Source organism: Haladaptatus caseinilyticus (assembly GCF_026248685.1).
Taxonomy (GTDB): domain Archaea; phylum Halobacteriota; class Halobacteria; order Halobacteriales; family Haladaptataceae; genus Haladaptatus; species Haladaptatus caseinilyticus.
This window is the reverse complement of record NZ_CP111036.1, coordinates 1,521,802-1,534,552: the sequence shown is the minus strand read 5'-3', so window position 1 is coordinate 1,534,552 and position 12,751 is coordinate 1,521,802. Positions and strand designations below refer to the sequence as shown.

Annotated in this window: 11 protein-coding genes; 6 read left to right on the top strand and 5 right to left on the bottom strand. The window is 58.8% G+C overall.

Annotated elements, in window-relative coordinates:
• Nucleotides 1-7: 7 nt before the first annotated feature.
• Entirely contained in the window at nucleotides 8-874 is an 867-nt protein-coding gene (locus OOF89_RS08415) for an ATP-grasp domain-containing protein (RefSeq protein ID WP_266075119.1), read from the bottom strand.
• A 264-nt stretch (nucleotides 875-1,138) separates the two neighbouring features.
• Between OOF89_RS08415 and OOF89_RS08410 the strand changes: the two genes are divergently transcribed.
• Complete coding sequence (locus OOF89_RS08410) at nucleotides 1,139-1,417, top strand: MarR family transcriptional regulator (protein ID WP_266079719.1); 279 nt, start codon at nucleotides 1,139-1,141, stop codon at nucleotides 1,415-1,417.
• A 28-nt stretch (nucleotides 1,418-1,445) separates the two neighbouring features.
• Here the strand turns inward: OOF89_RS08410 and OOF89_RS08405 are convergent, their stop codons facing one another.
• Nucleotides 1,446-3,284 carry a PINc/VapC family ATPase gene (locus OOF89_RS08405; RefSeq protein ID WP_266075117.1) on the bottom strand — a complete coding sequence of 613 codons (1,839 nt, stop codon included), beginning with the start codon at nucleotides 3,282-3,284 and terminating at the stop codon, nucleotides 1,446-1,448.
• A gap of 82 nt (nucleotides 3,285-3,366) precedes the next feature.
• On the opposite strand from OOF89_RS08405, the gene OOF89_RS08400 reads away from it, so the two are divergent.
• The 5 genes from OOF89_RS08400 (at nucleotide 3,367) to OOF89_RS08380 (ending at nucleotide 6,910) form a co-directional block, all read left to right on the top strand.
• The gene (locus tag OOF89_RS08400) at nucleotides 3,367-3,528 is read left to right on the top strand and encodes a hypothetical protein (protein WP_266075115.1); all 162 of its coding nucleotides are present in this window, start codon (nucleotides 3,367-3,369) and stop codon (nucleotides 3,526-3,528) included.
• A gap of 58 nt (nucleotides 3,529-3,586) precedes the next feature.
• Nucleotides 3,587-3,889, top strand: a complete 303-nt coding sequence (locus tag OOF89_RS08395) for an ArsR/SmtB family transcription factor (protein ID WP_266075113.1) — start codon at nucleotides 3,587-3,589, stop codon at nucleotides 3,887-3,889.
• Between the two features lie 99 nt (nucleotides 3,890-3,988).
• The gene (locus tag OOF89_RS08390; RefSeq protein ID WP_266075111.1) at nucleotides 3,989-4,252 is read left to right on the top strand and encodes a hypothetical protein; all 264 of its coding nucleotides are present in this window, start codon (nucleotides 3,989-3,991) and stop codon (nucleotides 4,250-4,252) included.
• A gap of 24 nt (nucleotides 4,253-4,276) precedes the next feature.
• Complete coding sequence (locus OOF89_RS08385) at nucleotides 4,277-5,344, top strand: M20 family metallopeptidase (RefSeq protein ID WP_266075109.1); 1,068 nt, start codon at nucleotides 4,277-4,279, stop codon at nucleotides 5,342-5,344.
• A gap of 54 nt (nucleotides 5,345-5,398) precedes the next feature.
• Nucleotides 5,399-6,910 (top strand): carboxypeptidase M32, encoded by a 1,512-nt coding sequence (locus OOF89_RS08380; protein ID WP_266075107.1) that lies wholly within the window; start codon nucleotides 5,399-5,401, stop codon nucleotides 6,908-6,910.
• A 259-nt stretch (nucleotides 6,911-7,169) separates the two neighbouring features.
• Here OOF89_RS08380 and OOF89_RS08375 read toward each other — a convergent pair whose 3' ends face one another.
• The 3 genes from OOF89_RS08375 to uvrA form a co-directional block, all read right to left on the bottom strand.
• Complete coding sequence (locus OOF89_RS08375; RefSeq protein WP_266075105.1) at nucleotides 7,170-8,255, bottom strand: geranylgeranyl reductase family protein; 1,086 nt, start codon at nucleotides 8,253-8,255, stop codon at nucleotides 7,170-7,172.
• Between the two features lie 90 nt (nucleotides 8,256-8,345).
• Nucleotides 8,346-8,891, bottom strand: coding sequence for a DUF7344 domain-containing protein (locus tag OOF89_RS08370; RefSeq protein WP_266075103.1), 546 nt, complete (start codon nucleotides 8,889-8,891; stop codon nucleotides 8,346-8,348).
• A gap of 205 nt (nucleotides 8,892-9,096) precedes the next feature.
• On the bottom strand, nucleotides 9,097-12,039 hold the full coding sequence (uvrA, locus tag OOF89_RS08365; protein WP_266075101.1) for an excinuclease ABC subunit UvrA: 2,943 nt from the start codon (nucleotides 12,037-12,039) through the stop codon (nucleotides 9,097-9,099).
• Between the last annotated feature and the right edge of the window lie 712 nt (nucleotides 12,040-12,751).

Below are 12,751 nucleotides of genomic sequence, written 5' to 3'. Positions count from 1 at the left end.
AAAAACGTCAACGGCTGGTTGCTCGAATCAGTCCGGCGAGGCGGTCGTAAAACCCGTTTTCGTATTTCGTTTCCGCGTCGATAGTCGGACGAGCGTTCGTTTCGCCGACGACGATTCGGTCACCGGTATCGAGCAAATCGACGCCACAAAACGGAATGTCGAGCACGGCCGCCGTTTGCTCCGCGATTTTCCGATGTTCGTCCGGTAGGCTAACGCCGCGAGCGGTTGCCCCACGGTGGACGTTGTGTTTCCAGCGACCGGATGCGAGCGCATCATCCGGTAGTCGTCGTTCGACCGCCCCGACGTACTCCCCATCGACGACCATCGCACGATAATCGACGGCCGCCGGGAGAAACTCCTGGACGAGAAACGATTTGTCACCCGTCGCTCGATAGTCGTGAACGAGATTCAGATAATCGACGACGCCGAGGAACGAGTCGAAGTCGCCGACCTTTGCGATGCCCGTCCCGCGCGTGGTCGAGTTGGGTTTGACGACGACCGGCGGGTCGAATCGGTCGAAGACGTCGCGAAGGTCGCCCTCTTCGACGGGGTTCGAAACCATCACCGTTCTCGGAACCGGAACATCCGCCTGCCCGAGTCGAGTGACGACACCGGCCTTGTTCCGCGAGGTGAGCACTGCTGCCCGATCGTTTATCCACGGAACCGAGAGCAGTGTGTCAACGACACCACCCTCCATCATCCGGGATGGATAGACGAATCCAACGTCGAACTCGCCCGATTCCCACGACGGGTTCGAGAGGTCGAACGTCCGCGCCTCGTTCGGAACGTGGCGTGCATGGATACCTCGTTCCGCGAGTGGCTCACACATCCGTTCGAACGTCTGTTTTCGGTACGCGACCGCCAGATTCAGCATTCAAATCGAACCTTTCGGGAGAACGGATAAAAAGCTGTGCTCGCGGAATCGGAGCGGTGAGAAGAGACCCGAACAGAGACGGTGGATGATTTTTGATGATGCTCCTGTCATCACGAACGAGAGCGTCATCCGCACCCCGTCGGCAAGCCGACTATATCATCCAATGGCTTCCGAAAACCGCACGGAGAGGGATGGCTACCCATATCCCATGTCACCGTGTCTCAATAGTTTTATGCCGATGGGGTGTTTCGATTCGTAACGATGATGAGCCAAACAGAACGGGAGGAAATCGACGATCTGCCACCGAGTGCCAAACTCGTATTCAAGGTCCTCGAATATCAGGGATCGCTCACGCAAAAACAGATCGTCGATGAGTCGATGCTGTCCGCGCGAACGGTTCGCTATGCGCTCGAACGACTCGAAGACATCGGCGTGGTTACGGAAGATATCTACTTCGCTGACGCCCGACAGAACCTCTACGACATCGATCTTCCGACCGAGACGGAGCTGGAGCAGTGTGCGGACGCTCAGTGTGCTGAATAACTGATTTCTTCTTTTCTTTCGTGCTGTTCTACGCAGTCACCACCGTAATCTGTCGTTCCCTGTCGATTGCGTGTTCCAACTCCTCCGCAATCGCGCTTCCGCGCGACACTTGGATGTCGCCACCACGGCCGACCGTCGCGGTGAACAGATAATCGCCATCCGCCTGCACTTCGACGGTCTCCCCCGCGTGGCCGTCCAGCGGAATGATGACGTGCCGCGAGGTGATTTCCGGAACGACGACGTCACCGCGCGGTTCGGCCTGTGCAGAACCGTTTCCGACCGATGACGGTTTTTCCTCGTGCGTGCGTACGTCGATGCTTATTCCGAGTCGGTTTTCGATATCGTCGATTCGACCGCCACCCTTGCCGATGACGTAGGAGATGTCGTTTTCCTCCACGTAGACGACCGCGTTGTTCTGTCCTTGGATTTCTACGTCCACTCGGCCGCGAGTGACGGATTGGATTTCCCGTTCGATTTCCTGTTTGGCGAGGCGTGAAACGCCACCTTCGTCACGGTCGCCCTCCTGTAGTGGGACGGTGACGACCTGCCGGTTGAACGTGTAAATCTCGTACTCGGGCGTCCCGGTTTCGAACTCCTCGACCATGATGACGGGGCGGGCGAGATCCTCTTCCATCATGCCTTCGGGCACTTTGACCTTCGTCGTCACGTCGTACACTTTCTCGATTTGACCGTTTTCGATGTAGACGACGGTGTCCACGATTTGCGGAATCATGCCGAGTTCGACGCGACCGATGAGGCGCTGAAGCGCGTCGATGGGTCGCGTCGCGTGGACGACACCGACCATGCCGACACCTGCGAGGCGCATGTCCGCGAACACCTCGAAGTCGTTCGTCTTTCGCACCTCGTCGTAGATGGTGTAGTCAGGGCGCACCATCAGCAGGGAGTCGGCGGTTTTCTCCATCTCCCCGGCGAGTTCGGTGTACTGGGTGATCTCCGGACCGACCTGCAAGTCGCGGGGTTTCTCCATCGTTTTGACGGCGAAGTCGTTGTCCGCGAGGAACTCCGCGACGGCCTGTGCGAACGTCGATTTCCCGGCACCGGGTGCACCGGAGATGAGGACACCACGCTGGCGTTCAAGCAGTCGCCCCTTGAGTTCGTCGGCGTGTTCGTAATCCTCCATCGAGGTCTTGACGATGGGTCGAACTGCGGTAATCTCCCACGCATCGGCGAACGGCGGTTCCGCGATGGCGATTCGGTAGTCGCGGAACTGGACGATGGTCATGCCGGGTTCGTCGATTTCGATGAACCCCTCCGTACTCTGTTTCGCACTTTCGATGATCTCCTGTGTGTACTCTTTGAGCTCCTGTTCGGTCGAGATATCGTCACGAATCCGCTGGTAATGCATCTCACCGACCTCACCACGTTTGGCCATCGGTTCGACGTCGGCCCGGAGGTGGACGCTCATCGTCTGTTCGTCGAAGTAGTCCTCGATACCGAGTCGTCCCACGTCGCGGGTCTTCGGCGAGATGTACTCGACGTCCAATCCTTTCGCCTTCGCTACCTCGCTCTGGACGAGATCGCTGGTGACGAACGTCGCGTCGTATTCGTCCGCGAGTTCCCGGATGAGGGCATCGATCTCGCCGCGATGGGCGTATCCCTGCTGTTCGGGTTCCGGACGCACGCCGACGTATTCGAGGTTGATATCACCCGTATCCGCGATGTCCGCCAGTCGTTGGAGTTCCGACAATCCGTTCCATCCGCTCTCTTCGCCGTTGTTCGCCTGCGATTCCAGTTCGCTGACGACGGCCTCGGGGATGAGTACCGTCGCCCCGGCAAAGTCACCGTCATCGATCTTCTGTGAAATTCGACCATCGATGACGGCGCTCGTATCCGGCACTACGTTCATGGCTGCACGTTCGTGTGGGGGACTGATAAGGGTTTCAGCGTTCGGAGTCATGCTTTTGCCATTCCATGACGTACCATAGTCGATGCGACACACCCATCTCGTCCTCACCATCGACGCCGAAACGCGCGAACAGATCAAAGCCGACTGCGCCGACGAAACCATCGACGAATGGCTGTTGGACGCAATCGAGCGGAAACTCGGCCGATACGACGAATACGAATTCGTCGATGATTGTTCGATATGATGACGACTTGCGATAGCAAGCGCCATCGTTAGGGGTGTGACGAGTAAACGAAAGACCGATGGTACAATCCGAGTCACGCCGACTCGACGCAGTGTTTTCTGCACTCTCCGACCGCAAACGGCGGCGTATAATCGACCACCTTTCCAAGGAGACCGACGGAACGGCGACCGTTTCGGAACTAGCTGCGCTCAGCGACGACCCAACGCACAGCCAGGTTCATCTCCGACACGTCCACCTTCCACGCCTCAATGAGACGAAGCTGGTCGAATACGATGCCAGGAGCGAAACGGTTCGGTACCGTGGCAATCAGTCCCTCGAAAAGGTCATCAGTTGTTGTCTCGACAGCGACCCGGCACTCTGAGGAGGATGGATGTGGAAACGGCGATGACCGCTCGAAGTCCCATCCAATCGAAATGTTCAGGCCAGCACCGATTTGCCCATCGACATAGTTCCTGCTGATATGCCGCGAGCAGACCTCGACGAAATTCGAACCGAACTCGAAATCGTTGCCGACGAGGCACCGGAGTCCGTCGCCTCGGAACTTCGGTCACTGAAAAAGGGCCTGACGAACCTGCCTGACGACGCGGAAACGAAGGAAACGCAACTCCGTGAGACGGAAAACCGGCTTTCGGAACTCGAACACGAGGTTGGGGAAGAGATAGCGACGGAACTGCACACGATTCAACAAAACCTCCAGTTGGTTGCCGAGGACATAGAGTACTAATCCACTGCCCGTAATGAGGAGGGTATGGACGAACTGGTCGATATTACCCATGACCTCGTGTCCATTTCGAGTCACGAGGACGAAACGAAGGCGGGCGATTTTATCGAGAAATGGCTTCGAGCGGAGACGGATGCGGAAGTAACTCGGGACGAGGTCGGAAACGTCATCGCTCGAAAAGGGGACGGCGCCGAACTGGCGCTCGTCGGCCATCACGATGTCGTGCCGCCGGACGAATCGCAGGTCGAAGACGGGAAGTATGTCGTCGAAGAGCGCGACGGCAGACTCTACGGACGGGGGGCCGCGGACATGAAAGGGTCGGTGGTCGCTTCGATGCTCGCGTTTCGTGATTCGGACCCCACCTGTGAACTCGTTTTCGCCAGTTTCGTCGCGGAGGAGTTGGGCGGCGACGGCGCGCGCCACGCCCTCGAAAACGGCTTCGCGCCGGAGTACGCTATCGTCGCCGAAGGCTCCACGAACTATTCGAAAGACGGCGTCACTGACGTGGTCATTGCCCATCGGGGGAGACGTGCAAGCACCATCACGGCGCGTGGGTCGGCGGCCCACGCGAGTGAACCGGAAGCAGGCGAAAACGCCATCTACCGAGCCTGTGATGCCACCGACATCGTCCGTGAGTGCGAGGTTCCGACCGTCTCCGTGCTCGGACACGATCTTTCCGGAAGTGTAGTTGCCACGGAAATCGACGGCGGGAGCGCGTGGAACGTAATTCCTGCTATCTGTGAGGTGACGATAGACGAGCGAACCGTCCCCGGCGAACGCGCCACACTCGAATCGGTCGAGGAGATCGAAGGCGTCACGTGGACCGTCGAACAGGACCTACCACCGATGGAGTGTGACGACGCCGAGTTCGCCGACACGGTACTCACTGCCGCCCGTCACGCACAGGACGGCGATCCAGAACACGTCACGAAGCCGCACGCGACCGACGCCGGGTGGCTCTCGCAGGCCGGAACGACCTGCGTCGTTTGCGGAGCCTCGGAACCCGGCGAGGCGCATACGAAAGACGAGAGTGTGGGTATCGACGTGTTGGAGCGATGTTATCGGATCTATCGGAATACCGCCGAACACCTGTGAGAGTTTCGTTCCGAAACCCGGTCATTGATAATCGGTGACAGCAAACACCCTGTGATGGCAACCGAAGCCGCCACAGAGAACGCCACGTACGAGGAGTTTCTCGGCAAAGTCAAGCGAATTTCGAACGTGAAAAACGCCGCAGGAATTCTTGGCTGGGACCAGGAAGTCGTGATGCCCGAAGGCGGCACACCCGCTCGGTCACAGCAACGGTCCGCCCTGTCAGCGATCGCCCACGAACTGCTCACCGACGACGAGATGGGTGAACTGCTGGACGAACTCGAATCGCAGGAGTTGGACGACGAACAGGCCGCCGTCGTCCGCGAAGTACGGCGCGAATACGAGCGAGCGACCCGCGTCCCCGGCGAACTGGTCGAGGAAATCTCCCGCACCACGTCCGAGGCGCTTCCGCAGTGGAAAGAAGCGAAAGCGGAGGACGATTTCTCGATTTTCGCGCCGACGCTGGAAAAGCTGGTCGAACTGAAACGCGAGTACGCGGAACATATCGATCCGGAGAAAGATCCATACGAAGTCCTGTTTGCGGACTACGAACCCTACCTCGGAATCGACACCGCGGAGGAGATGCTGTCACGCCTCCGCGACGAACTCGTCCCCCTTATCGACTCGATTCGGGAGAGTGGCGTCGAACTCGCAAGCCCGTTCGACGGCACCTACGACACCGATACGCAGGAGCAGCTTTCGCGGGACATTCTCGACACGCTCGGGTACGATTGGGACCGTGGCCGACTCGACACCGCACCACACCCATTCTCCAGCGGAACGCAGTTCGACGCTCGCGTGACCACACGGTTCGACGAGAGCGACCCGCTCGGCGCGATGATGAGCACCATCCACGAGTTCGGGCACGCGACCTATACACAGGGACTTCCGGACGAACAATACGGGACACCGCTCGGTCAATCCCGCGACCTGACCGCTCACGAATCCCAATCCCGGATTTGGGAGAACCACGTCGGTCGGTCGCGCGCCTTCTGGGAGCGATTCCTCCCCGCCCTCAAAGAGCGATTCCCCGACGTGGAAGACGTCTCAGTCGAGGATATGTACGAGGCCGCAAACCGCGTCTACGAGGACAACCTGATTCGTGTCGAAGCCGACGAACTCACCTACCACATGCATATCGTGGTTCGGTTCGAAATCGAGAAGGCGCTCATCCGCGGCGAAATCGAAGTCGAGGACGTGCCGGAACTCTGGAACGACAAGTACGAGGAGTATCTCGGCATCCGACCCGATACCGATTCGGAGGGCTGTTTGCAGGACATCCACTGGAGCCACGGAAGCTTCGGGTACTTCCCCACCTACTCGCTCGGAAGCGTCCTCGCGGCCCAACTCTACGCGAAAGCCGAGGAGGACATTCCGGACTTGGAAGACCAGATTCGTGCGGGCGAGTTCGACGACTTCCACGACTGGCTGACCACCAACGTCCACCAGCACGGCTGTTTATACACCACTGACGACCTTATCCAGGAAGCGACTGGCGAGGAGTTCACCGCGGATTACTTCGTGGAGTACGTAAACGAGAAATACTCCGAACTGTACGACTTGGAGTAGAGCGTCGGATTTTTCTCACGCTTCTTCTTTTTCCGGAGAGGACGGTTTGTCGGGTGTAGGTTGGACGAGCGGGCCGTTGGCCCGCCCGTCCTATAGTACCTGATGAGCGCGGACGAACGGGGAACGAACGACTGCAAGGGAAGTGACGAGTGAGGGCGTGGTTTGTAGGCGTGAGTTGCATTCACAACGATTCGAAAGCCACAATTCACAACGGAGAAAAAAACTTCGAGAACCCATCACTTAGTCAAACACAACCGCGCTACGTTCGTCGTAAAAGTGTCCGAAGGTGTTCCGTGGAAAAGAGCGACGTCGGCCTGTCCATGTGAACGCCGATTTCCCCGGACATCGTTCTGAGTCCGACGGTTTGTATCGGTTTCGGGAGCGAGTATGCCCGTCGGACCCAATGACCCAGCCGAATCTCGTTTTTCAACTCCTTGCGCCACGCGCGCTCGTAATCGGCCAACGTGCCGGGGTCGTCGGGGTCGATGGTCCGAACCGCGTGGTCCGCGGACGTCATTCCGTAGAGGATACCGCCGCCGGTGAACGGTTTCGTCTGGGCCGCGGCGTCACCGATGAGAAATCCTCGGTGGGCCGTAACGCTGGCCGGAGGACCGATAGGGATCATCCCGGCACAGAACTCGTTCGTCTCCACGTCGTAATCGGCGGTGAACTCATCGAAGAGGGCACGGGCGCTCCGTCCCGGCGGTGCGGCTAGACCGTATTCCACGCCAGCGTCACCGCGCGGGATGCGCCATGCGAAGAATTTCGGGGCGGTGAGATGCACGTCCACGAAGTTCCCGCCGTGAGCTTTCGGTGCGAATCCGAGGACGCCCTGTAGTTTTTCCGCCGGTTCCGGCAGGCCGAGTTCCCGCCGAACGCGCGAAACGGGACCATCACAACCGACGACCATCTTTCCACGGAAGGTTTCAGTTCCGTCGGGGGTGTTTGCCGTCACGTCCACGAAGTTTCCGTGTTCTGCTACGTCGGTAACGCTGTGTTCCTCGCGTACATCCGCGCCCGCATCGCGTGCGGCGCGGGCGAGTACCCTGTCGAGACCTACCCGATCGATAACGTTCGAGATGACTTCATCTTTGTAGAACGGATGTTCCGAAGAACGAGGACCACCGACGTGGAAACGCGCACCATAGATTTCGTTCTGGAGGAGATGGTCACGCGCACCGTCGGGGATAAACTCCCAGATATCGGTGCTCACGTGGCCGGAGCAGGCAAGTGGTGTCCCGACCTCCCCGCGCTCGAGGACGAGGACGTCGCGCCCTGCGTCCGCGGCTCGTCGAGCGAACCGCGACCCGGCAGGGCCTGCGCCGACCACCACGAAATCGTACATTGTCCTCGCTTACTGGCCGCCGAGTCAAATACCTTCTTTCTCGTTGCGGGAAGTGAAGACGGAGTGAATCGAAAGCGGGACTGCGTGTTTTTACCTCGCGGACGGAGGTCGCTCTCCCGCCCCGAGTTGACGGCGCCGAAGGTAGTGAACCAGTGCCGACAGTGCGAAGGCGGCGACGATGATGACGCCCCAGATTTCGTCCGGGATGGCCGTAAACGGAGGAATACCGAGGAAGTCCGCGAGTACGAGAATCGCGCTGACGATGGCGAGTCCGAGGTAGTACCGAATCCACGGGAATTCGTCCTGTGGGCGTAGATACCCCTCCAACTGTGCGGCGTTCGCCGAGAGTTCGACCACACCCCTGCTCTGATTATAATCTACAATGCCCGCGTCCGCGAGCTTCGGTAGATGGGTCTGATAGAGCGAGGTGTACACCGATTTGCGCTCGTTGGCCGACAACCCCTCGACGGTCGTGTCGTTCTCCCATGCGGCGACCTGTTCCGCAAGCTCGCTTAGCTCCACAGGTCGCCCCTGCTGTTTGAGGTAGTGGAGTGTGTATCGTCGCCGTCGGTTTTTCAGAACGTCGAAGATGAGGTCTTCGGACAGTTCTTGTGGGGTTCCATCAGTCGAACTCATGCCACCAGTGACCTGCAATCCGTTGTTTCGCTATGCCATTACCACCCGGACGTAACACGAGTGCGAAATTACCGCGGACGACACTTTGTTATCCAGTGCTTAGCTGGCAGTAATTTTCAAATTAATTAGAATACTCGGGTATAGGTGTGCGATTCTCCGGGGTAAGCCCGGCATTCCACAAGCGAGCGTCGCTCTCTGATGGTTCTCAATCGTCCATCGCGGCAGGTGCTGGTCTGTCGGCACGCGGACCATCGAGTTCCACACCTGGGAGTTTATCGCGGAGATACTGCCCGGTGTACGAATCTTCGTTCCGTGCAACCTCCTCCGGCGTTCCGGTGGCGACGATTTCGCCGCCCTTCTCGCCGCCCTCAGGACCGAGGTCGATGACGTGGTCCGCGTTCTTTACGAGGTCGAGTTCGTGTTCGATGACGACGATGGAGTTCCCCTTCTCGGTCAGCCGTTGGAGTACGGAGATGAGTTTGCGCTCGTCTTCGTGGTGCAGTCCGGTGGTCGGTTCGTCCAGCAAGTAGAGCGTGTCACCCGTCGATTTCTTGCCGAGTTCTTCGGCGAGTTTGATGCGCTGGGCTTCCCCACCCGATAGCGTCGTGGACGGCTGGCCGAGCTTCATGTAGTCGAGGCCAACGTCCTTCAACAGCTTCAGCCTACGCCGAATCCGCGAGTCGTGTTCGAAGAAGTCGTGAGCGTCCTCCACGGACATGTCGAGCACCTCCGCGATCGTCTTGCCGCGGTAGGTGACGTCCAACGTCTCGTCGTTGTAGCGTGCGCCTTCGCACTCTTCACAGGGGACGTATACGTCCGACAGGAAGTTCATTTCGATTTTTACGGTTCCCTGTCCGCCACATTCCTCACAGCGCCCGCCTTTCACGTTGAACGAGAAGCGACCTTTCTCGTAGCCACGCTGTTTGGCGAGTTTCGTCTCCGCGAATGCCTCACGAACGTAGTCGAAGACCCCGGTGTACGTTGCCGGGTTCGACCGTGGCGTTCGACCGATGGGCGACTGGTCGATGAGTCGTACCTTCTCGATTTCGCCCATTCGCTCGATGTCGTCGTGTTCGCCGGGGTCCACGGAGGTGTTGTTGTTCATCTCGCGAGCCAGTCCCTTGTAGAGGATGTCGTGCATCAGGGTAGATTTCCCGGACCCGGAAACACCCGTGATCGCGGTGAACTTGCCGACCGGTATGTCCACGTCGAGGTTTTTCAGATTGTGCTGGCGGGCACCGCGAACGGTGAGGTAGGTGTCGCTGTCCCTGCGCTCGTCCGGTACCGGAATTTCCTTGCGCCCGGCGAGGTAGTCGCCCGTGATGCTCTCCTCGTGGGCCATCACTTCGTCCACGTCGCCCTGTACGACGACTTCGCCGCCGCGTCTGCCGGGGCCGGGGCCCATGTCGATGACGTTGTCCGCCCGGCGCATCGTTTCCTCGTCGTGTTCCACGACGATGAGGGTATTACCCAAATCCCGAAGTTCACAGAGCGTGTTGAGCAGACGGTCGTTGTCTCGCTGGTGAAGACCGATCGATGGTTCGTCGAGGACGTACAGCACGCCGACCAGTCCCGATCCGATTTGGGTGGCCAGCCGAATCCGTTGGCTCTCGCCACCCGAGAGCGTCGATGCTTCGCGGTCGAGCGTGAGGTACTGTAAGCCGACTTCCTCCATGAAGCCGAGACGGGCGCGGATCTCCTTCAGGATCTCCTCGGCGATCCGGTTCTGGCGGTCGGTGAGGTTCGCTTCGAGGTTTTCGAAGTGTTCCAAAGCGTCGCCGATGGACATCCGGTTGACCTGCGAAATCGAGGTGCCATCGACGTACACCGAACGACTCTGTGGCCGCAGTCGGGTTCCGTCACAAGCGGGACACTCGGTCACCGCCATGTACTCCTCGATGTGCTTTCGAGCACGGTCGCTATCCGTTTCGACGTAGCGACGTTCGAGGTTCGACATCACGCCCTCGAACGGCTCTTCCTTTCGTCGAATGCCGTTCTTCGTGTTCCATTTGAACAGCACGTCCTCGTCGGTGCCGTAGAGGAACGCGTCTCGAATTTCGGAGTCGAGTTCCTCGAACGGCGTGGTCAGTTCCACGTCAAAATGACGGGCAACCGAATCGAGTTGTCGCCGATAGTACGTTCGCTGGTACCCCCACGGTTCGAACACGTGTTTCAGCTGTTTCGATGGGTCCTGGACGACGAGGTCTTCGTCGACTTCCTTCGTTTCGCCGATTCCCTCACACTCCGGACATGCGCCGTGTGGACTGTTAAAGGAGAAGCTGCGCGTCTCGATTTCGCGGAAATCGATGCCACAATGCGTACAAGCGAGGTCTTCCGAGAACTCCACGGTGAGTCGGTCGTCGCCGTCGCCAGCCAAGTCACCCGTCGAGCGCGACTCCGAACCCAGATCCACGTCCTCTGGCGGGTCCGGCACGATGAGTTTCATCATCCCATCGGCCTCTTCCAGCGCGGTCTCGACACTGTCGGTGATGCGCGATCGCGCTTCTTCGCTGACCTTCACCCGGTCCACGATAACGTCGATAGTGTGGTCGTAGTTCTTATCGAGCTCCGGACGGTCGAGGGTCAAATCGAACTCCTCGCCGTCTACTTCGACACGGGAGTAACCGTCCGAAACGAGGTCGTCGAACAGGTCCGCGAAGGCGCCTTTCTGGTCGCGGACGACCGGCGCTGCGATCTTCGCTTTGGTTCCTTCCGGTAGATCCAACACCCGTCGAACCATGTTCTGGGCGCTTTGCTCGCCGACTTCCTGTCCACACTGCGGACAGTGGGGTGTTCCTACACGCGCGTACAGCAAACGCAGATAGTCGTGCAGTTCGGTCACCGTCCCGACCGTCGAGCGTGGGTTGTTCGCCGCGTTCTTCTGATCGATGGAAATGGCGGGCGACAAGCCTTCGACGTTCTCGACCTGCGGTTTGTCCATCTGCCCGAGGAAGTTTCGGGCGTAGGCCGACAGGCTCTCGATGTATCGTCGCTGTCCTTCCGCGTACACCGTTTCGAAGGCGAGCGAGGACTTGCCCGACCCGGATAGGCCGGTCACGACGTTGAACTCCTCGCGCGGAATCCTCACGTCGAGGTCCTTGAGGTTGTGCTCCTCGGCCCCCCGCACTTCGATGTAGTCCTTGCTCATCTATCCACAGACAGCGACTGAATGAGGGTATGCCTGTCGGTTGCAGATGAAAGCAGAGTGAAAGTGAAACGGGGATCGAATACATGATATCGGTGATTGCTGTCCTCGTTCACTTTCACCGCGCTTAAGACTGAGTTTAAATACCGAGGCGACTGTCATTCATGTTCCCGTCTGAAAAGATGGGGGGTGAAAAGTGCCGAGGGGAGCATCGACGTTTGGCCCTTCCATCGCTCTCATAACGGCTGGCGGAACGGTGTTGGCGAGCGGACAATCCACTGGTTGGATACTCGTCGCTATCGGCGTGTTATGGGCGCAAAGGAAGTCGGTCGAGTGAGGGTTCAGACAACACCGCTCGACCGAAACCTTACAATTGTTTTTCCAACGCCGAGCAGCAGTGCTCGACGGTATAGGGTTGGGTAACTGATTTTTTATACGTTATGCTGGACTCGGAAGGCCAGTGACGAGGCGGTCGAAACGCCGAGTACGAGCAGGACGCTCAGAAAGCGTTTGACGCGAGCGAAAGCCGATCGAAGGGGAAAAGTCACGAAGACGTCGATGGGACTCGAAAAGTGAATGGCCGATCCACGAAGCAGCCGTACGTTCCCTCACCTAAACACACAAACCCACTGAACACCTAGATCCCACGATCAGGTGATATCATTCAGCGTCCGCAACCGACTTTCTGACACGCCGGAACCGGCCACGGAACGGC